At 68.2% G+C, this 20,833-nt stretch carries 15 protein-coding genes; 6 read left to right on the top strand and 9 right to left on the bottom strand.

The window, feature by feature from the left end:
* The first annotated feature begins 70 nt into the window (after window positions 1–70).
* Both AB0F51_RS01830 and AB0F51_RS01825 read left to right on the top strand, forming a co-directional pair.
* Window positions 71–1,870, top strand: coding sequence for a hypothetical protein (locus AB0F51_RS01830; RefSeq protein WP_360272504.1), 1,800 nt, complete (start codon window positions 71–73; stop codon window positions 1,868–1,870).
* Window positions 1,867–3,090: an acyltransferase gene (locus AB0F51_RS01825; RefSeq protein WP_360272501.1), complete on the top strand. Its 1,224-nt coding sequence runs from the start codon at window positions 1,867–1,869 to the stop codon at window positions 3,088–3,090. Before AB0F51_RS01830 ends, AB0F51_RS01825 begins: the two co-directional genes overlap by 4 nt.
* Here AB0F51_RS01825 and AB0F51_RS01820 read toward each other — a convergent pair.
* Together AB0F51_RS01820 and AB0F51_RS01815 are read right to left on the bottom strand one after the other, a co-directional pair.
* Complete coding sequence (locus AB0F51_RS01820; RefSeq protein WP_360272499.1) at window positions 2,979–7,061, bottom strand: alpha-(1->3)-arabinofuranosyltransferase; 4,083 nt, start codon at window positions 7,059–7,061, stop codon at window positions 2,979–2,981. The two genes, AB0F51_RS01825 and AB0F51_RS01820, sit on opposite strands and share 112 nt — an antisense overlap.
* Before the next feature lie 26 nt (window positions 7,062–7,087).
* A complete protein-coding gene (locus tag AB0F51_RS01815; RefSeq protein ID WP_360272496.1) occupies window positions 7,088–7,846 on the bottom strand; it encodes a class I SAM-dependent methyltransferase in 759 nt (252 codons plus the stop codon).
* A gap of 127 nt (window positions 7,847–7,973) precedes the next feature.
* On the opposite strand from AB0F51_RS01815, the gene AB0F51_RS01810 reads away from it, so the two are divergent.
* Window positions 7,974–9,107 carry a glycosyltransferase family 4 protein gene (locus tag AB0F51_RS01810; RefSeq protein ID WP_360272493.1) on the top strand — a complete coding sequence of 378 codons (1,134 nt, stop codon included), beginning with the start codon at window positions 7,974–7,976 and terminating at the stop codon, window positions 9,105–9,107.
* Window positions 9,108–9,160: 53 nt separating this feature from the next.
* Here AB0F51_RS01810 and AB0F51_RS01805 read toward each other — a convergent pair whose 3' ends face one another.
* Together AB0F51_RS01805 and AB0F51_RS01800 are read right to left on the bottom strand one after the other, a co-directional pair.
* A complete protein-coding gene (locus AB0F51_RS01805; RefSeq protein ID WP_360272490.1) occupies window positions 9,161–9,328 on the bottom strand; it encodes a DUF2613 family protein in 168 nt (55 codons plus the stop codon).
* Window positions 9,329–9,386: 58 nt separating this feature from the next.
* The gene (locus AB0F51_RS01800; protein ID WP_360272488.1) at window positions 9,387–11,120 is read right to left on the bottom strand and encodes a hypothetical protein; all 1,734 of its coding nucleotides are present in this window, start codon (window positions 11,118–11,120) and stop codon (window positions 9,387–9,389) included.
* 86 nt (window positions 11,121–11,206) lie between these two features.
* On the opposite strand from AB0F51_RS01800, the gene AB0F51_RS01795 reads away from it, so the two are divergent.
* The gene (locus AB0F51_RS01795; protein WP_360272485.1) at window positions 11,207–12,472 is read left to right on the top strand and encodes a polysaccharide biosynthesis protein; all 1,266 of its coding nucleotides are present in this window, start codon (window positions 11,207–11,209) and stop codon (window positions 12,470–12,472) included.
* 6 nt (window positions 12,473–12,478) lie between these two features.
* On the opposite strand, the gene AB0F51_RS01790 is transcribed toward AB0F51_RS01795, so the two are convergent.
* From AB0F51_RS01790 to AB0F51_RS01780, 3 genes are all read right to left on the bottom strand, one after another.
* Window positions 12,479–13,369 carry an ABC transporter permease subunit gene (locus tag AB0F51_RS01790; protein ID WP_360272482.1) on the bottom strand — a complete coding sequence of 297 codons (891 nt, stop codon included), beginning with the start codon at window positions 13,367–13,369 and terminating at the stop codon, window positions 12,479–12,481.
* A gap of 88 nt (window positions 13,370–13,457) precedes the next feature.
* Window positions 13,458–14,381: a carbohydrate ABC transporter permease gene (locus AB0F51_RS01785; RefSeq protein ID WP_360272479.1), complete on the bottom strand. Its 924-nt coding sequence runs from the start codon at window positions 14,379–14,381 to the stop codon at window positions 13,458–13,460.
* A 5-nt stretch (window positions 14,382–14,386) separates the two neighbouring features.
* Complete coding sequence (locus AB0F51_RS01780) at window positions 14,387–16,147, bottom strand: extracellular solute-binding protein (RefSeq protein ID WP_360272476.1); 1,761 nt, start codon at window positions 16,145–16,147, stop codon at window positions 14,387–14,389.
* A 225-nt stretch (window positions 16,148–16,372) separates the two neighbouring features.
* On the opposite strand from AB0F51_RS01780, the gene AB0F51_RS01775 reads away from it, so the two are divergent.
* Window positions 16,373–16,846, top strand: a complete 474-nt coding sequence (locus AB0F51_RS01775; protein WP_360272474.1) for an NUDIX domain-containing protein — start codon at window positions 16,373–16,375, stop codon at window positions 16,844–16,846.
* A gap of 88 nt (window positions 16,847–16,934) precedes the next feature.
* Here AB0F51_RS01775 and polA read toward each other — a convergent pair whose 3' ends face one another.
* Window positions 16,935–19,646, bottom strand: a complete 2,712-nt coding sequence (gene polA / locus AB0F51_RS01770; RefSeq protein WP_360274540.1) for a DNA polymerase I — start codon at window positions 19,644–19,646, stop codon at window positions 16,935–16,937.
* A 97-nt stretch (window positions 19,647–19,743) separates the two neighbouring features.
* Between polA and AB0F51_RS01765 the strand changes: the two genes are divergently transcribed.
* Complete coding sequence (locus AB0F51_RS01765) at window positions 19,744–20,172, top strand: hotdog fold thioesterase (RefSeq protein WP_360272471.1); 429 nt, start codon at window positions 19,744–19,746, stop codon at window positions 20,170–20,172.
* Here AB0F51_RS01765 and AB0F51_RS01760 read toward each other — a convergent pair.
* A complete protein-coding gene (locus AB0F51_RS01760; protein ID WP_360272469.1) occupies window positions 20,135–20,782 on the bottom strand; it encodes a GNAT family N-acetyltransferase in 648 nt (215 codons plus the stop codon). The two genes, AB0F51_RS01765 and AB0F51_RS01760, sit on opposite strands and share 38 nt — an antisense overlap.
* Between the last annotated feature and the right edge of the window lie 51 nt (window positions 20,783–20,833).

Raw genomic sequence — 20,833 nt, 5'->3', positions numbered from 1 at the left:
TAGGGGCCTTGAACAGGGACCAACGGCGAGAAAATCCAGCAGTGGCCGAACTGGAATATAGTCCGGCCCCATGAGTGGCATCTGGGGGGCGTCCGGCCGGCTGCGTGCGGCACCGGACGATGCGGTACTACGAATCGCCGTGCTGGCGATCGCGGTCGTCCAGGCCGTCGTGCTCGGTTTGCTGGCCCGGCGCGGCTCCTGGCAGAGCGACGACCTCGACTTCCTGGTCCAGGGCGGAAAGGGCTTCGCACCGGGTGACCTGCTCACCCCGGTGAACGATCACATCGCCCCCGGCCTGCGCTTCGTCTACGCCGTCTTCGCCCACGTCGCCCCACTGAACTACGACGTCACCGTCGCCTGGCGGGTGCTGATGCAGGCGATCGCGATCGTCCTGTTCGGCTTCCTGCTGCTCCGCCTGCTCGGCCCGAACTGGTGGGCCGTCGCCGGCACCGCCCTCTACGCGCTGACCCCGGTGAGCATGCCGTCGTTCATGTCCCTGGCCAGCGCGGTCAACAACCTGCCGGCCCACGTCTTCGGCATCCTGACCCTGCACGCCACCGTCGACTGGTACGCCGGTCGCCGGCGCCGAGCGGTTGCCTATGGCCCGCTTTCGCTGCTGATCTCGTTGGCCTGCTGGGAGAAGTCGATCGTCATCCTCTTCACCGTGCTCGCGCTGGCCCTCTACCTGCGCAAGACCTCGCTGCGCCAGTGGGTCAGGCAGAGCTGGCCGCTCGGCGCCGCGTTCGCCGTCCCACTTGTTGCCTTTGGCATCCTTTATGCCAGCCACGGCCGACCCTCCGAAGGCAACTGGCCGGGCTTGGGTCAGTTGCTCAAACTGGCCTGGCGCGCAATCGCAGTACCGGTCGGTGCGCTGGCTGGTGGGCCGTGGCGGTGGAGTGAGGCAGCAGTGCCGTACGGCTTGGCCGATGCGCCTGCCGTAGCGGTGGTGATCGGGTCGGTCGTGCTGGTGGTGCTGCTCCTCATCGCGTGGCGGTCGGACCGACGCGTCCTGCTGTTCTGGGGATCGGTGGCCCTCTATGTACTGACAACCTGGTTGCTGCTGTCGTACGGACGGTTCGAGGTCTTCGGTGCGGTTTTCGTCCTGCACTACCACTACTGGTCGGACATGGCGATCCCGCTGATCCTCGCCGTCGTCCTGACCCTCCGATCCGTCCGGCTGGGCGCGCGGCTGTCCCGGCTGGTGCCCGTCGTGGTGGCCTGCTGCCTGGTCGCCTGGACCGGCGCGGTCGTCGTATCGGACGCCGGTTTCGCGCAACTCTGGGGCAGGAACCCGTCCCGCGCGTACTTCGACAACCTCACCGCCGACCTGGAGAACGCCGGGCCCTCGGTGAACCTGTGGGACATCTCGATGCCCTCGACGGTCTCCACGATCCTGTCCGAGGACAGACGCCTGTCCCCCGTACTGCGCACCGCCGGCATCCCCTTTCGCCTGCAGGGCCCCGGAGATCCACAAATCGTGTCCGCCACCGGTCACCTCGAGCCCGCCACCTTCGTCAGCTGGGCGAAGACCAACACCCCCGGCAACTGTGCCCGGAAGCTGCAGGGAACGGCGCCGGTGACGCAGCCACTCCAGGTGCTGGTGGCTCACGACCCGACGCGCTGGTTCGCCAAGCTGGCCTACTCGTCCCAGCAGGAGGTCCGCGTGCTGGTCGAGCTCGTCGCCGCCGACGGCCAGATGGTGGCGATGCCGCTGCCCGCCGATCCCTGGCCCAGCAGCCAGCTCGCGAACATGTACTTCGGCACGTCCGAGCCGATCCGTCCAGTGGCCGTCCGGCTGCGCAGCCTCGACCCAGCGGCTACCGTCTGTCTGGGCGAATTCGAGCTCGGCCTACCCAAGGGGACTGGATGAGACGCATGAGGTTCCCGGCACTCGACGGACTGCGCGCGATCGGCGCGGTCGCCGTGCTGACGACGCATGTCGGCTTCCAGAGCGGTGACGCGCTGAACGGCCCGTTCGCGGGTCTGCTGTCGCGCCTGGACATCGGGGTGGCCATCTTCTTCGCGATCTCCGGCTTCCTGCTCTACCGTCCGCATGTCGTCGCGTGGTTCGAGGAGACCGAGCAGCCGCACCTGTTGCCGTACCTGCGCAACCGGGCGCTGCGCATCCTGCCCGCGCTCTGGATCGCTGTGCTGCTGGCCGCCTGGCTGGTGCCGAACGACCAGGCCGTCAACTGGGTGTACTACCTGCATCACGCCGTCTTCACCCAGATCTACGTCAACGGACCGACAGTGCACGGCTTGACGCAACTGTGGAGCCTTGCCACCGAGGTGGCGTTCTACTTGCTGCTGCCGTTCCTCGCGAGGCTGCTGACCAGCTACGAGCGACCGACCCGGCGGGCGGTGCGCTGGCGGCTGGCAGTGCTGTTCGGCTTCACCCTGCTCGGACCGGTCTGGATGGGTTCCATCACTGCGACCGGCAAGCCGCTGGCGGGGCTGTGGCTGCCCGGCTATCTCGGCTGGTTCGCTGTCGGGATGGGGTTCGCGCTGTGGCAGGTCGCCCGGGCCAGCGGCCGGCTCAACCCGTCTCTGCTGGACACGCTCGTCAAGATCCCCGGCACCGTCTGGGGGATCGCCGTCGCGTTGTTCCTGATCGCGTCGAGCCCGATCGTCGGCCCGTACGGCCTGACCCTCCCAAGCGTGGGTCAGGCGGTCATGAAGAGCCTGCTCTACACCGCGATCGCCGCCTGCGTGCTGTTCCCCGCGATCACGCCGACCCGCCGCACCGTCGCAGTACTGGGTGGCAGGGCCGGCCGCTTCGCGGGCGACATCTCGTACGGCGTGTTCGTGTATCACCTCATCGTGCTGAGCCTCGTCCAGCAGGTCTTCGGCCAGACCCTCTTCGGTGGGAGCTTCGCGGCTCTCTTCTGGCCGACTCTGGTTGCTTCGGTCGCGGTGGCCGCGGCGAGCTACTACGGGACGGAGCGGCCGATCATGCGCTGGGGACGGCACGACCGCAGCTACGACGTCTCCGGGGTCGGCCGGGAGAGCAGCGCCAACGCGCAGCCGAAGAGGATCGACGACTGGACCAAGCCCGAGGTCAGGCCCGCTCCCCCGTCCGGCCACGGCTGAACGGCGGCGACCAGCGATCCCAGCAGGACCACACCGACCACGACTGCGATGAGGACGAGCCGGCGTCCGTCGAGGATCCAGGCGAGCACGGCTGCGACCAGAGTTGCCGCCAGTCCGATCCAGCCGGCCATGAACGTCCCCGCTGCCACTGCCAGCACGGATGCGACCAAGGGTCCGACCGGGCGACCCTCGCGGAGCCTGTGCGCCGAGCGGCGCGACAGCCCGAGGCGAGCGAAGATCGCCAGCCCCACAACGACGAGGAAGAGGATCAGGCCGACCAGCAACCCGGCGCGATAGTCCCGATCCGGCGTGAACCGTGCCGTGACCACCTGCTCCGGCCCGGCCGGGAGGATCCAGCCCTGCTGCCAGCCGCCCACCCGCAACGGGACCAGCTTGCGACCGGTGCCGTCGTAGGCCTCCCAGCCAGTACTGAAGTTCTGCCCGACAGCCAGCACGGACTGCTCGTCAGCCTGCGGTACTTCGAGGGTCATCGACGCCGGCGTCGAGCGCCAGATCTCGACCCTCTTGACCGGTGTGACCGACGTGGGCGCGGATGCCGGCCTGGTCAGCTTGACCTCCACCGGTACGAAGTCGGGGCTCGCCACAGCATCGACGGTGTGGCGGCCAGAGGGCAGCTGGACAGTGCGCTGCTTGCAGAGCGTGAAACCGAGCGGCTGCCGCTGCAGTGCGTCGCGAACGGTTCCGGTGAGTCGCGTCGGCAGGTCCACACCGTCGATGCGGACCGAGGGGCCGAAGCCGCACTGTGCTCCGGTCGTCGCCGCCAGATCGACCGGCTTACGCAGTTGGTCGATGCCGAGCACCCGCAGTTCGGAGACACCGACCGGGAGGTGCCTGGCGAACCCGCTCGCGGCGTCGACGTCGACGGACTGGTCGTTGCCGGTGAAGGTGATCCCGATCCGCTTCCGCACTGTCGTGCCGGCGGGGAAGGTCACAAAGCCCTGCGGATCGATCCGGTACTCGACGCTCGGCCGGCCATCGAGACGGACGGAGACCGTGGTCGCCCGGGACGCCGCCAGGTACGGGTCGTGGAGGAACTGCAGCCCCGACACCGCCTTCTTCCTCACCCCGGGCAGCCTCAGCGTCAGCGTCGGCCGCAGGTCCTCCGTACCGGCCACCCAGCCAGTGCCGAGGTCGCGGTCGACCACGGCCCCCGGCCGTCCCTCGGGCGCGGTGACCGCGCGAGAGGATGCAGCGGCGCGAATGGGCGCAGGCCGGTCCAGGAGGCGTTCCAGTGCGTCGCCGTCCTTCGGCAGCGCCGTCCCTTGCAGCTGGTACGACCCGGCCGCCGGCAGGTCGACGCTGCGCAGCAGACCGGTCGCCTCCTCGGAGTCGCGCGCGACGCCTTCGCGACACAGTGGCCGCGTGCCGGCGTGCAGACAGGCTGAGCGTCCGGGCTGCTGGTTCCGGAACAGCAGGGTGTCTGGCTGACGACCGAGCCCGGACGGGATCACCAACCTGCTCACCGGATTCAGGCCAGGCAGCGAGACCTCGGAGATCGAGACACCGTTGGGGTTTCGGCCGTCGGTCACCCCGACCGTGATCCGCAGCCGCTGCGTCGTACCGGCCGGTGCCGGGATGCGCTGCGGCTTGTCCGTGTCCTGCACGGCCGAGGTCAGCGACCCGCGATCGGTGTCCACCTTCAGCGTGCGGATCGACTCGGTGGTCGGCGCCGCAAGCGAGAACCGCACCGAGAGGTCGTCGAGCGTGCGGGGCGAGGCGAAGGTGAGTTCGAGCCACTCGCCGCTGCTGCGCCCGAAGTTGCCGGAGACCCAGCGCGTCGAGGGATCGCCGTCGACCGCTGCCGATGGGCCGTTGCCAGGCCCCAACCGCAGCGTCGCGTCCGCGTCCGCCGCCGACGAAGAGGCTCGGACGCCGGTGAGGCCGCCCTGCCAGGACCTCGTCGTCAGGGCTGCTGCCGGATCGACGACGTAGTCGAGAGCGCGTCGTTTCTGCCGGCCTGGGTCATCCGCGCTGAGGACAGGTGACACGTTCTCCGCTGGTCGGCCGACAGTCACCTCGCGGCGCTGCAGTCCATCCGTCTGAACCAGCGGAAGGTTGTCGAGGCCCTTGGCGTCAGCGCTCGTCACTGCTTCCCGGTCTCCGCCCAGCGCGGCCAGCACCGCCGGCACGTCCTCGGGGGCGCCGCGAACCTCGACCAACTGCGACTGCGGGACCAGCCGGGCCGGGGTGACCTCACCGACGTCGTAGACCTCCACACTCGGGTAGGGCAGCCGGGTGTGCTCGTCCAGCGTCAGGCGGTGCTGCTCGATGGAGCTGCCGGTCGGCGGTCCGAAGTACGCGACTCGCTTGAGGCCGGACTCGTCCAGGCTCTCGTGGACAGCCATGGTCGGAGTCACCTGCGCGTCGACACGCAGGTCGTTTCGAACGACGACGTACTTCACGCCTGCCCGGGCCAGGGCCTGCTGCAGGGTGGCGTCACCGACTCCTGAGCCCAGTCGACGCTCCACCTCGTCGAGCCAGCGCGTAGTACCGGCAGACCCGAGCGGTACTGCGTCCCTGACCGCCATCGGCCGCTTGAGCAACGCCTGGAACGGCTCATCCTTCGTAGAGCCCCAGGTGAAGTCAGCAAACGAAGCAGCCGGTACTACGAGCACGCTGCCGCTGGTCGGTTGGCTGTCGAGCCAGGTCGCGGCCTCACGCCAATGGGCCGGGATCGCTTCGTAGGACTCCGGTCGTGGCAGCTGAGCGAACAGCGCAGGCGTGGCGACCGAGACAACCAGGAAGGCCGCCAGTACCGGCACGATGCGGCGGTGGACACCTCGGGCAGTCGCCCAGGTCGCCAAGCGGGTCAGGGCGTGGGCTGCGGCCAGTACGAGTGGCAGCCGGACCACTAGCTCGAACTTGTGGGTGTTGCGGACGGCTGCGAGCGGTCCGTCGAGCAGATCCTGCAACTGAGGAGCCAGCGGCGAGCCGGCCGCCCCTGCGTGGCCGAGCGTCACCAGCAACAGGCCGACCACGAGCGATAGCTGCAGGAAGCCCCGGTGCTTCAGCGTGCCCATCGCCAGGCCGACCAGGCCGACCAGGGCTATGACGGCTGACGTGAGGATGAGAGCCGGCTGAGTGACATAGAGCCAGCCCGCAGGCCAGGTCGGGCCGTCTCCTGCCAACAGGAAGTTGAGCCACTGCGACGTACCGCGGAACGACTCGAAGGCGCTCGCCTTGCTGGTCGTGACGGCGGCGTTCTCGATCCAGTCGAGGAAGGGCGGGCTGTAGCGGCCCAGCATCGCCAGTGGGACCAGCCACCAGAAGGAGACGGCCAGCACGCAGCCGAACCAGGCCACTGCGACCTTGAGCGTCGACTTGTCCAGCCGCCGGGTGATCAACCACAGCGCAGGGAGGATCAGGGTGGCGCCTGTGGCTACCGCGTTGACTCCCCCGACCAGTCCGAAGGCCACGGCGGACCAGCCGACCCGCCACCAGCCGGAGCGGGCCTTCGGCGTCACCAGCGGCAGCAGCACCCAAGGAGCCATCGCCAGCGGCCACACCTCGATCGAGGTGATCGCCACCTCGCCGAGCATCCGTGGGCTCAGCGCGTAGAACAGGGCGGCAGCGAACCGCGCCCACGGAGCGCCGTACCCGAGAGCGCCGCAGAGCTTCCAGACGCCGAGGAAGGCCACACACATGACCAGTGACCACCAGAGCCGTTGCGTGACCCAGTCAGGCACGGACAGCGTGTCCAGCAGCCAGTGGAAAGGCCCCATCGGCATCAGGTAGCCGTAGGCCTGGTTCTGCAGCTGGCCGAAAGCGCCTTGGGGATCCCACAGGTGCAGCGAGCGAGCCAGGAACGGGCCCGGCCCGGCCGTGAGGTCCAGTTTGGTGTCCGGGACGATCTTGCCGGGTGCCTGATGGAAGCACAGGGCGATCAGGACCAAGCAGCCCAGCAGCAACCTGGTCCGCCAGATCACCTTCTCCTTGCGGGCTTGGGTCATCGGCGCTGTGTTCCTGAGCGCTTTGTTCATCGGCGCCGGAGCACTACGACGAGATTCCAGGTCGCGAACTCCCGGACCCCGGGCACCGCCAGTACGCCGTACGCCCAGCGCGGGTGGTAGCGCGGGAAGGCCGCCACCAGCTCGGCGTCGCCGCACGAGCGGGCCCAGCGCAGGCCGCCGGCGACAGTGATCGGGAAGAGCGATTCGCCGAACTTGTTCTTCGGTGGCTTGCCCTGCCGCCGCTCGTACCGCCGGGCGGCGCGGTGGCCGCCGAGGAAGTGCCAGGGCGCGGTCTCGTGGCCGCCGTGCGGGCCCCACCAGCCGGTGTAGGACAGGAAGATCGTGCCGCCAGGCCTGGTGACGCGGACCATCTCGTCGGCCATCAGCCACGGGTCCGGTACGTGCTCGAGGACGTTGGAAGAGAAGCAGACGTCGATCGTGCCGTCGCCGATCGGCAGCGCCATCCCGCTGCCCAGGACCGTGCCGGGCACGGGTTCGCCGCGGCCGCTGAGCTCGCCGAGGTCGGAGTCGATCGCGTAGTAGGTCGCGCCCGCCGCGCGGAAGGCGTCCGCGAAGTAGCCGGGGCCGCCGCCGACGTCGAGCATCCGGGCGCCGCGCAGGTCGACGTACGAGGAGAGCTGGCCGACCGAGTCCGCGGCGAGCGTTCCGTAGAAGTGGTCCGGGTCGGTCTGCTCGACCCCGAAGGCCCGGAACAGCCGCACGGCGCGGCCGAGATCGGCCGTCCAGTCGACGGTGGTCACAGGGCTCGGAATCGCTGCGGGCACAGGCCGGACCCTAACCGATTTCGCGACCCCTGGCGGACATCGTTACTCCCTGGTAACCTCGCGGGCTTGTGACCGGGGGCGGATTTGGGTGTGACGACACATCCCGAGTGAGGGTGGGGCCGAACAGGTGCGCGAGCAGACGGTGCTGTTGCTGAACTGGCGGGACACGACGAACCCCGAGGGCGGTGGTTCGGAGCGGTGCGTGGAGGAGGTCGCGAGAGGCCTTGCAGCGATGGGCTGGTCGGTCACGATGCTGTGCGCCGCCTACCCCGGCAGCCCGCGGGAGGCCCGCCGCCACGACGTCCGGTACCTGTACCGCGGCAGCAAGGTGACCGTGTACCTGCGCGGCCTGCTCTACACGCTGCTGCGCCGCCCTGACCACGTCATCGACGTGCAGAACGGTCTCCCATTCTTTACCCGCCTCGTACGTCGTACCGGCGTCGTTGTGCTCGTGCACCACGTCCACGAGGAGCAGTGGCAGGTCGTGTACCCGGGCTGGCGGGGCCGGCTGGGCTGGTGGCTGGAGTCCCGCGTGGCGCCCCGGCTCTACCGCGACTGCCGCTACGTCACTGTGTCGTCGGCCTCCCGGGATGAGCTGCAGGCCCTTGGTGTGGACGCAGCCCGCATCGACGTGATCCACAACGGCACCGACCCCGCCCCGCCTCGCCAGGTGGAGCAGGCAAGTGTTCCGACCGTGGTCTGCGTCGGGCGGATCGTGCCGCACAAGCAGGTCGAGCACGCGGTCGACGCCATCGCCGAAGCCCGGAAGGTGCTGCCGGACGCACGACTGCTCGTCGTCGGCTCCGGCTGGTGGGAGGACTCACTGCGTTCGTACGTGGAGGAACGCGGGCTGCAGGATGCTGTGGAGTTCCGTGGCCATGTCAGCGAAGCCGACAAGCATGCGGCGTACGACGAGGCGTGGGTGCTCGCGCTGCCGAGTCTCAAGGAAGGCTGGGGGCTGGTGGTCGGCGAGGCGGCAGCGCACGGCGTACCGACTGTGGCCTATCGCAGTGCGGGCGGGCCGACCGAGTCGGTGCAGCACGATGCCACTGGGATTCTGGTGGACGACCCGGCCGAGTTCAGCAGCGCAGTACTGGCCCTGCTGGAGGACGAGTCGCACCGGCGCCGACTGTCGGCCGGAGCGCTTGCCTCGGCGGGCAACTTCACCTGGGGCGCGACGGTCCGCGGCTTCGACCGGGTCCTCACCGGGGCGGCCGCGGCCGCAGAAAAGCCGGCCAGCGAATCGCTGACCGGCCTCTGAAGATCCCCGCGTCCAGGGCGTTCGAGCGGGAGCGCCCTGGCAGGCGCTCGCGCCTATTTGGTGCCGTAGCCGACGATCGGGTCGTCCACCAAGCCCTTGCTGGTCTGGCCGGCGGGCGACTTCGGCTCGTCCTTCACCGTCTGCACGACCCCCACGACCGCAACGGTCGAAACGGCCATACCAGCGATGACGGCCAGCGCGGCAGCGATCAGAGTTCCCATGAAGCGTGTCCCCTCCTTGACAAGTAAACCGGATGGTAACAACCGGCCAGTAACAACGCTAGAGCTTGGAGCGGACTCTTACGAGTGCTGATGCTGCGCTTGCTGTAGCGGCCGCTAGTACAGCAGCTGCGAGGGTCCAAGCGGTAATGACCAGGACCACTGCCCACGGGCGGGCACCTTGCTCGGCGGGTGTTCCGGGCAAGCGGTAGACGCTGACAGTCGGGCCGCTGAAGACCTCGGCGAGCTGTGGGGTGAAGTTGCGGGGCGACGGACCACCCGCCTCGCGGTCCACCACCAGCCAGGCGACCCCTTGCTGCTTCAGGACCGCGGTCGGGTCGGTGCCGTCGCGGACCGCTTCGCGCAACGCGGTGGCGATCGCGGTAGCGCGCGGATCCTCACCGGCCAGGCGATGGCCGTCGACGATCAGCTCGTCGGGCACCACCGACGGCTTGGAGAAGTACCGCGGCATCGGGTCGAGCACCGGGCGGCGTTGATTCCAGCCGGGCGCACGGTAGGACTCGTACGGCCACGGGATGAACTCCCCCGGACCGCTCTCGTTCGCCAGCACCCGCCGGGCCTCCGCCCAGTCAGCCGGGTACTGCGCGGCCTTGAGCCCGTCACCACCAGCCAGCGAAGGGAGCGCGGCGATCGGCACCAGCGCGGCCGTCGCGCCCACAATCCACTTCACCGGTAGGACGCGCAGTACGGCCGCCATCGCCGCACCGAAGCCGACCGACTCGAGCAGCACCAGCGGCGCGAGATACCGCTGCCCGTCCCGGAACAGTCCACCGCCGGGCACCTCGCGCACGATCCACGCCATCGCGCCGGGCGCCACCACTCCGGCCATCGCCACGACCACAGCCAGGAGAGCAACCACGACCAGCGCCCGTACTGCGCGGTCCCACCGCCACCAGATCACCACGCCCGCTACCGCCGCCACCAGCATCAGGAAGCCGAGCACCAGCGGCACCAGGTCGCCACGGCTCGCCGGGACCACGTCTGCGTTCCAGACGCCGCCTAGCGTGAGCAATGTGGGCAGCGTTCCGCCGTACCCCTCGTCCCGCGCAGCGAAGGCCGGCACCGCCGCTGGATCGGAGGTAGCGGCCGCAGTACGGGCCAGCCCCGCCACCAGCCAGGGCAGGTTCAAGACCACCGCTCCCCCGAGCGCGTACTTCACCCACCGCCAGTACCGAGCCCCTTCGTACTCCGGAAGCTGCGCCTGCCTAGGCCACAGCAGCACGGCTGCGCCGACCAACAGACCGGTGATCCCGCCGGCAGCAGTCAGCGCACATGCTGCAGACGCCAGCAAGAACCCCGGAAGGCCCTGCCCTTGGCGGAGCCGAAGTGCGGACCGCACCAGCCACGGCAGGGCGGCGTACCCGAGCAGGAGCGCCCAAGCGCCCAGGTGGTAGCGCTCGGCGACGAACGGGTTCCACACGTAGAGCGCAGTGGCTGCAGCACCGGCCAACGGACCGCCGAGGCCCAGCGCGCGCCAGAGCGCAGTCATCCCGATACCGCTCAGCAATGGGATCGCGATCAGGACCAGCTTGTTCAACGCCTGGCCGCCTGCGACTTCATCGAGTACTGCGACCAGCACGTCTGACGGGACCGCGCGAGGTAAGGCGGTGGTGACGCCGAACAGGTCGAGCCGTAGCGTGAGGTCAGGCACGAACACCATGTCGTAGCCGACCACGTACCCGGGAGCGAGCAGCGGTGCGGTGATCAGCACAGTCAGCAGAACCGGCCAAGACCACGGCAACAGCCGGGTCAGCCGGCTGGATCCCCCCTCCACAGCCACCTCCTCGCAGTACTGTACTCATGCCTTCCCCCTCCATCAGCCAGCGCAACTTACCCGCCAGCCAGCAGAACAGAAGCCGCATGACCTCTGAGACGACTCCCGACCAGCAGCCCGCCGCGCCGAAGCTCGGCTTCCTGCGCAGTGCCACCGTGGTAGCCGTCGGCATGGCCATCATGAACGTAGCGGCCTACGGTTTCACCTTGTTTGCGGTCCGCCGCCTCGTACCGGAGCAGTTCAGCGCGATCATCGCGCTGCTCGGCCTGCTGTTGATCGGCAACGTGGTCCCGCTCGGCCTGCAGGCGTCCGGCGCCCGCAGGATCGCCACTCACACCGGCGCCGGCCGGGAGGCGCTCGCAGACTCGCTGCTGAGGGCAGGCCGTCGCTCTGCGCTCGCGCTGACCGCACTGTGCCTGCTGGTCAGCCCGCTGCTGGTCTGGCTGCTGCACATCGACTCTGTGCTCGCAGTACTGCTGCTCGCGCCCACACTCGGTGGGCTGACCCTGATGGGTTCGCAGCTCGGCGTACTGCAGGGCAGCGAGCGGTGGTCCGAGTTGGCCGCCATGTACACGGCAGTCGGGGTCGGGCGGTTCGCCTTCGGGGCCGGTGCCCTGGTGATCCACCCCAGTCTCACGTCAGCCATGATCGGTGTCGCCGTCGGAGCCGCAGTACCGCCTCTGGTGGGCAGCTTCCTTCTCCGCGGCTCTACCGGCGGCACACCCGACCAGGTGAAGGAAGTACTCCGCGAGACGGTGCACGGCACCCACACACTGCTCGCGTTCTTCGCCATCGCCAACGCTGACGTCCTGCTGGCCCGCTCCCTCATGGACGGCCGGCACAGCGGGTACTACGCAGCCGGCGTGATCGTGGCGAAGGCGTGTCTGTTCCTGCCCCAGTTCGTCATCGTGGTCGTGTTCCCCTCCCTGGCGAACTCCCCCGGCGACACCCTGCGGCTCCGCCGGGCGATCCAGGCAGTGGGTGCTCTCGGCATCTGTTGCGTGCTCGGTGCGCTGCTGCTCCCCGACCTGGTGGTGACAGTTGCCGGCGGCAAGGAGAACTACGCGAACCTCGGCTCGTTCGCCTGGCTCTTCGCCCTCGCCGGTTCCTCGTACGCCGTACTGCAACTGGTCGTGTACGCCGCGATCGCGCAGCAGGAGAAGCGTGCCGCGCTGCTGATCTGGATGGGACTGATCAGCCTCGCTGTTGCCGCACTGATCGTGCTGGGCGCCGACCTGGTCACCGGCATCGCCGCCATCAAGGTCCTGGTCGCGATGAGCGCCGCATGCGCACTCGCGCTGTCGGCCGCACTGGCGGCGGGACTCCACCGGCAGACGGCCGACAACGCGTAGTACGACTCACCAGAGGCTGGACTTGGCGAACTTGCGCGCCAGCGTGTTCGCCAGCACCAGCAGAACCAGGCCGATCACCGACCGGAACAGCCCGATCGCGGCCGCATAGCTGAACTGCGGCACCTGCGAGGCGAAGCCGAGCTTGTAGACGTAGGTGTCGATCACCTCCGACGTCTGCAGGTTCAGCGTGTTCTGCAGCAGTAGCACCTTCTCGAACCCGACCGACATGATCGAGCCGATGTTCAGGATCAGCAGGATCACCGCCACCGGCCGGATCGCCGGCAGGTCGATGTGCCAGACCCGGCGCAACCTGGACGCGCCGTCGACGATCGCCGCCTCGTGCAGCTCGGGCGAGACGCTGGTCAGCGCGGCCAGGTAGATGATCGCGGAGAAGCCCATCGTCTGCCAGGCACCGGACCAGACGTAGAGGTGCCGGAAGTAGTCCGGGTTGCTCAGTACGTCGATCGGCCCGATCCCGAACTGGCCGAGGAACAGGTTGAGCACGCCGCTGTTCGGGTCGACGATCACCACGATCAGGCCGACCACCACGACGGTGGAGATGAAGTGCGGCGCGTAGGTGATCAGCTGCACCGAGCGGCGGTACCAGCGGCGCCGGGCCATGTTCAGGCCGAGCGCCAGCAGGATCGGCAGCCAGAACGTCGCGACCAGCTCGTAGACGTGCAGGACCAGCGTGTTCTTGATCAGCCGCCAGAACTGGTACGACTCGACGAACCGCTCGAAGTGCTTCATCCCGACCCAGCGGCTGCCGAGAATGCCGTCGACGATGTTGTAGTCCTTGAAGGCGATGATCGCGCCGTACATCGGCCAGTAGGCGAAGATCGCCAACCAGACCAACGGAATCGCCAGCATCGCGTAGAGCTGCCAGTTCCGCCGCATCCGCGCACCTAAACCCATTGCCTGCTTTGCGGGCCTGGCACCGCTGCGCATCGGAGTACGTCGTACCAGAGTGTCCGTTGCCATGGCGTCAACCCTTCAACGAGCCGACCATGGCCCCCTTGACGAAGTGCTTTTGCACGAAGGGGTAGATCAGCAGTGGCGGAATGGTGGCGATCACGATCAGCGAGAACTTCAGCTGTTCCTGCAGTTCCTTCATCCGGATCAGTTCGGCGGTGTCGCGGACCTGGGACGGGTCGAAGTTGTTCTGGATCAGGATCTGCCGCAGCACCAGCTGCAACGGGAACAGGTGCTCGTTGGTCAGGTAGATCAGGGCGTTGAACCAGGAGTTCCACTGGGCCACCGCGTAGAAGAGCAGGTTCACCGCGATGATCGGCTTGCTCAGCGGCAGCACGATCCGCCAGAAGAAGCCGAAGTCGGTGCAGCCGTCGACCTTCGCGGCCTCCACCAGCTCTTCGGGGATGGTCGACTGGAAGTAGGTCCGGGTGATGATCATGTTCCAGACCGCCAGCGCGGCCGGCAGGATGATCGCCCAACGGGTGTTGAGCAGACCCATCCGGTCCACCACCAGGTAGGTCGGGATCAGGCCGCCGTTGAACATCATCGTGAAGACGAACAGCGCCATGATGATGCCCTTGCCTGGCAGGCCTTTGCGCGACAACGGGTACGCCGCGAACAGGGTCAGCACGGTGGCCAGCACGGCACCGCCGACCGCGTAGACGACGGAGTTGCTGAAACCGCTGACGATCGAGTCGTAGTCGAAGACCGCCTTGAACGCCTCGACGCTGAAACCGACCGGCCAGAGCCAGACCTGCCCGGAGACGACGTTCTTCGGTTCGCTCAGCGACGCGCTGGCCACGTAGACCAGCGGATACAGCACAGCCAGTGTGAACAGGCCGAGAGCGGTGTAGTTGCAGATCATCACGATCCGGTCGCCGCGGGTCTCGCGGACGGGGGCGGGCGCGCCGGTCGGTGTCGAGGTCGCCGTGGCCATCGCCATCACCCCTGGTAGGTCTCGTAGGCGGCCTGCTGGATCTCCAGATAGGGCTGCAACCCGATCCGGCCGATGCGGTCCTTGTAGTCGCGCCAGTGCGCGTCGTCGGACGGGTCGAGCTTGCCGGTGACGAACTTGGCCAGCGAAGTGGTCACCTCGCCCTTGAGGTTCAGGCCGATCTCGGCATCCTGCGCGGCCTGGTCGGCCTCCAACGTGACCGGCGGGAACTCCATCTCCACCGGTTGCTTGTAGGGGAACAGCTGGTCCCGGGTCTGCTCGTACAGCGGCGACTCGAACGTGGCCTTCTGCGGATTCACCCGTTCGGCCAGCCGGAAATCGCCGGAGCGGTACATCACGCCGTACTGGTCCCAGGTCTTGCCCTTGGTGGCGTCGGAGTTCCAGGTGGCGTCGAAACCGTAGATCGCCTGCTTGCCGTTGATGCCCTTGTCGCCCTTGACCGACCAGCGGAACTCGGGCCCGGCGTACGAGCGCAGTACTGCCTCGAGGTCCATCTGGAAGTCGGCCCAGCGGACCAGCAGGTCGGGGCGCTTGCACTTGCGGGTGACGACGAGAGTGGAGACCTCGAGGCCGACCTTGAGGTGGTTCCAGGCGGCGTACCGGGTGCCGCCGGGGCCTTCGAGGGGCGGGATGGTCGCGTACTGGTGCCAGCGGGCGTTCGGGTCGGTCTGGTCGATGGTGAGGAACGAACCCCAGTAGTAGCCGCGCGCTCCACCGATCACGGGAGCACCGGGACTGTTGCCGTAGCGGTTCATCTGGTCCTGGTCGGCGGTGAAGATGTCCTTGTTCAGCAGGCCGTCGGCGTACAGGCCGCGCAGGTACTTCAGCGCCTCGCGCCACTCGTCCTTGACGTAGTTGGCCTCGACCTTGCCGTCGTTGACCACCAGCCAGGGATCGCCGGGGTTGTAGAGGAAGGCGTTCATGAAATAGGTGTCCAGCGGCGCGTCCTTGTAGCCGGCGAACGGGATCGTCTTGCCGCGGCCGCCGAGCTCGGCCTTCTTGAACGCGGTCAGTACTTCGCGGAACTCGTCGGTCGTCTTGGGCACCGCCAGCCCGACCTTGCGCAGCCACTCGGTGTTGAGGAAGGTCCGGCCGTTGGAGGCGCGGCAGTGGTAGCAGTCGTTGAAGTCGGGGAAGCTGTAGATGCCCTTGTCCGGCGACACCATCAGCTTGCGCGCCTCGGGGTAGTCCTTCATCGCCTGGCCGAGGTTCGGCGCGTACTTGTCCAGGTACGGGGTGAGGTCGACGAAGAGGTTCTGGGTGCCGTACAGGTAGAGCTGCGAGCGGGTGAAGGTGATGCCGAGGAAGGCGTCCGGGATGTCGCCGGCCGCCATCATCGCGTTCACCTTCGTCATCGTCTCCGGGTCGTCGCCGTTGCCGGCCACCTGACGGAACTGGATCTTGATCCCGGTCTGTTGCTCCATCCACAGCGTGAAGGCGTTCTTGGACCAGTCGCCGACGGTGAGGTTCTGCGGCACGACCAGCGTGAAGGTGACCGGTTCGGTGACGATCGCGCGCTGCTCGCGGGCGACGGGACCGACGTACCCGGGCGGGTAGTTGATACCGGGCTTCTTCGGTCCGAGCTCGACCGGCGGCGCGCTGAGACTCTCGGGCGCCGCACCCGCCGAGGCCTCAGTCGAACTGCAACCGCTGAGCAGCCCACTGCTGCCGGCTGCCGCGGTGATCCCGAGTGCTCCGGCGACGAACGAGCGTCGCTTCACTCCGGCTGTTCTCAGGTCTTCTTGCATCCCGCCTCCTGATGCAGACAATGAGATATCCAATAGGATCTCGGATCTTTGAAAGAGGAGGTTGCCACAGAATCATTGACAACGAAAGACCGAAGGGGCGGTGGAACGGTTGCCGACCGAAATCGGCCGGTCACCGGCAGTTCCTTGCAGCAGGCGCTCTGGCGATTTCTGCCCGGCCGTCGGCTTCTTGCGTGAGGCAACCCTGCGCTGGCTAGGCTCGGGCGCATGACGACCCCGAAGTTCATCCTCGAACTCCGCGAAAAGATCGGCCACGACCTGCTCTGGCTGACCGGTATCACCGGCGTCGTCGTCGACGACGAGGACCAGGTCCTGCTGGTACGCCGGGCCGACAACGGCCGCTGGGCGTTACCGGCCGGCATCCTCGAGCCGGGAGAGCAACCCGCGATCGGGCTGGTGCGGGAGATCGAGGAGGAGACCGCGGTCGAGACGGAGATCGTCCGGCTGGTCAGCATCGACACGCTGCCGCCGTCGTCGTACCCGAACGGCGATCAGGTCCAGTACCTCGACCTCTGCTTCCGCTGCCGCCCCCTCCGCGGCACCCCCCGAGTCAACGACGACGAGTCTCTAGAAGTCGCCTGGTTCCCTCTAACCACCCTCCCAGCTGACCTATCCCCCCGCGAGCAAACCTGCATCACCAACGCCCTAAAGCCCACCGAAGTCCCCATCTTCGCCCGCTGACGAGTCGGTGCGACGCGAGCATGGTCATCCGTAGCGACCATGCTCGCCTCGACGGGTGGCTGCCCGGCGAGTACGGCGTACTGCGGGGCTAGTGGGCTGCTTCGTGCCAGGTGCGGCCGACGCCGACTGAGACGTCCAGCGGGACGGCCATCTCGACAGCGGCGCCCATGTCGCGGCGGACCAGTTCCTCCAGGGCCTCGCGCTCGCCCGGGGCGATCTCGAAGACCAGTTCGTCGTGGACCTGCAGCAGCATCCGCGACTTCAGACCGGACGTCTTCAGGGACGCGTCGACCTTCAGCATCGCCATTTTGATGACATCGGCGGCTGAGCCCTGGATCGGAGCGTTGAGGGCCATCCGCTCGGCCATCTCGCGGCGCTGCCGGTTGTCGCTGGTCAGGTCGGGCAGGTAGCGGCGCCGGCCGAGAATCGTCTCGGTGTACCCGCTCTTACCGGCCTCGAGCACGATGCTGCGCAGGTAGTCGCGAACCCCGCCGAAGCCCTCGAAGTACTCGTCCATCAGGCCCTTGGCCTCGTCCACACCGATCTTCAGCTGCTGGCTCAAGCCGTACGCCGACAGCCCGTACGCGAGGCCGTAGTTCATCGCCTTGATCTTGGCCCGCTGCTCCTGCGTCACCGCCGTCGGCTCCACCGAGAACACCCGCGACGCGGTCACCGAGTGGAAGTCCATCCCGGAGTTGAACGCGTCGATCAGCCCCTGGTCCTCCGACACGTGCGCCATGATCCGCATCTCGATCTGGCTGTAGTCGGCCGACATCAAGGCCTCGAAGCCCTCGCCGACCACGAACGCCTCGCGGATCCGGCGGCCTTCCTCGGTCCGGATCGGGATGTTCTGCAGGTTCGGGTCGGTCGAGCTGAGCCGCCCGGTCGCCGCGATCGTCTGGTTGAACGTGGTGTGGATCCGCGCGTCCGCCGGGCTGATCGTCTTCAGCAGACCCTCGACCGTCTGCCGGAGCCGGGTCGCGTCGCGGTGCGCCAGCAGGTACGCCAGGAACGGGTGCTCGGTCTTCTCGAACAGCGACTGCAGCGAGTCCGCGTCGGTCGTGTAGCCGGTCTTGGTCCGCTTGGTCTTCGGCATCTGCAGCTCGTCGAACAGCACCACCTGCAACTGCTTGGGCGAGCCGAGGTTGATCTCCTTGCCGATCACCTCGTACGCCGCGGTCGCCGCCTCCCGGACGCCGGTCGCGAACCGCGACTCGAGCTCCTCCAGGTACGGCCGGTCGACCGAGATCCCGTCCCGCTCCATCGACGCGATCACGTCGATCAGCGGGAGCTCCACGTCGGCGAGCAGCGCAGTACCGGCCTGCTTGGCCAGCTCGGCGTCGAGCGTGTCGGCCAGGTCGGCGATCGCCCGTGCGCGCAGCATCGTCGCGTCCGCGGCCGGACCGCCCTCGACGTCGTCGAAGCTGAGCTGCCCGTTCTCGGGCTCCTCGGTGCGCAGCTCACGTTTCAGGTACCGCACGGTCAGGTCGGCCAGGTCGTACGACCGCTGGTCCGGGCGGGCCAGATACGCGCTGAGCTGGGTGTCGGAGGTCAGCCCGCCGAGCGTCCAGCCGCGCTCCAGGAACCCGAGCAACGGGCCCTTCGCGTCGTGCAACGCCTTCGGCTGCTCCGGGTCGGCAAGCCACGCCTGCCAAGCCGCGTCGTCGTCCGCCGTCAGCGTGGCCGGGTCGAACCAGGCCGCAGCACCCGACGACGTCGCGAGCGCGAGCCCGGTGATCTCGCCGGTCCCACGACCCCAACTCCCCTGTACTGCGACGCCGGTGCGCGCGCCGGTCGACACGTGCTCCTTGATCCAGGCCGCGAGCTCGCCCGGCTTCAGCTGGCTGCCCTGGAGATCGAAGCCTTCCTCGATCGTCTCGTCGACCTGCTCGTGCTCCGCGACCAGGCGCTCCCGCAGGACGCGGAACTCCAGACTGTCGAACAGCGTGTGCACCTTGTCCCGGTCCCACGGGTGCCGGACCAGGTCGTCGACCGTCACGTCCAGGGTCAGGTCCCGGACCAGCTCGTTGATCTGCCGGTTCCGGATCACGTCGGACAGGTGCTCGCGCAGCGACTCACCGGCCTTGCCCTTGATCTCGTTCACCCGGTCGATCAGGTCGTTCAGCGAACCGAACTGGTTCAGCCACTTCGCCGCGGTCTTGTCACCGACTCCGGGCACGCCGGGCAGGTTGTCGCTCTTCTCCCCCACCAGCGCGGCCAGGTCCGGATACATCCGGGGCGGGATCCCGTACTTCGCCTCGACCGCCGCCGCGTCCATCCGGGCGATCTCGGAGACGCCGCGCTTGGGGTACAGCACGGTGATGTTGTCGTTGATCAGCTGGAACGAGTCGCGGTCACCGGAGCTGATCAGCACCTCGAAGCCCTGCTCGTCGGCCTGGGTGGCAAGCGTCGCGATGACGTCGTCGGCCTCCCAGCCGTCGATCTCGGTGGTCGGGATGCGCAGCGCCTCCAGCACCTCCTTGACCAGCGAGACCTGCCCCTTGAACTCGTCCGGCGACTTCGACCGGCCGGCCTTGTACTCCGTGTACTGCTCGGAGCGGAAGGTCTTGCGGGAGACGTCGAACGCGACGCAGATGTGCGTCGGCTGCTCGTCGCGCAACATGTTGATCAGCATCGAGGTGAACCCGTACACCGCGTTGGTGTGCTGACCGGTCGTGGTGGAGAAGTTCTCCACCGGCAGCGCGAAGAACGCCCGGTAGGCGAGCGAGTGCCCGTCGAGCAGCAGGATCCGCGGCCGGGTGGTTGGGCCGCCCACCGCCGTACCCGGGTCCTTGGTCATCGTCGAGGAGTCTGTTTCTGGAGCCACGTAGAGACTCTAGTGGGTCCCGCCGACAGTTTTCGCACCCCGCTCGCCGGGGCTCACGTAGCCTTCTCGCATGACTGAGGAGAAGGCCGGTGTGAAGCTGCCGCCGGGGATGCTGCCCGAGGGAACCCTGCTCGATCTGATGGGCATCGTCGTCACCGAGGCGACGCCGGAGCGGATCGTGGCCACCATGCCGGTCAAGGGCAACGTGCAGCCGTACGGGTTGCTGCACGGCGGTGCGTCCTGCGTGCTGGCCGAGAGCCTCGGCTCGATCGGTTCCGCGCTGCACGCCGCGGCCTACGGCAAGGTCGCGGTCGGCGTCGACATCAACGCGACCCATCACCGGGCGGTCCGGGACGGTCGCGTCACCGGGGTCGCCACGCCGATCTACCTCGGCCGGACCACCACGTCGTACGAGGTCGTCATCACCGACGAGCGGGACAAGCGGGTCTGTACCGCCCGGATCACGTGTCAGCTGATTCAGGCTCCGCCGGGAGCCTGACGTCGCCGTACTGCGAGTCGTCGTGCTCCTCCGGCAGGGGCGACCGGGCGAGCTGCGCGCGCCGGGCCATCACTGAGCGTCGCGACGAGAGCAGGGCCAGCAGGTTGGGCGCGTGCTCGGCCGCGAGCCGGCGCCGCACAGTGTGGGTGCTCGCGAACCGCAGTACGCCGGCCTGTCCCAGCCCCAACCGCGCAAGGAACCTGTTCGCCTCCCGAGCCACCGGTGGCGCGACCACGGCCAGGTGCGGGCAGTTCTCGTGCTCGGCCCAAGCGGCCGCCTCCGCGATCAGCGCCTTGCCCAGGCCGTGCCGGCGGGCGTGGTCGGTGACATGCAGATACTCCACCGTCACAGTGACTTCGTCGTGCAGCGGGCTGATCGGGGCCTGGCGCAGGTACGCCATCGCGCCAAGGACGCCGTCGATCTCGCCGACGATCAGCCGGCTGGCCGGGTCTTCCGCGTGCCGGTTCACCGACGACCGCACCGAGTCCACGGACGGCGCCGCGAGCAGCCGCGCCTGGTGCCCGGTACCGAGCGCCATCTCGCGCCACAACGTCACCAGGGCGTCGGCATCATCGGGACGGGCGTCACGCACCTCGATGGCTGGTGCCATGTGGCCCCTCCTAGCTGTGATTCACCCCCGAGGTGAACGGTGCGGGCGGAT

This window comes from Kribbella sp. NPDC023855, assembly GCF_040639475.1.
Classification (GTDB): Bacteria; Actinomycetota; Actinomycetes; order Propionibacteriales; family Kribbellaceae; genus Kribbella.
This window is presented reverse-complemented; position numbering and strand designations above follow the sequence as displayed.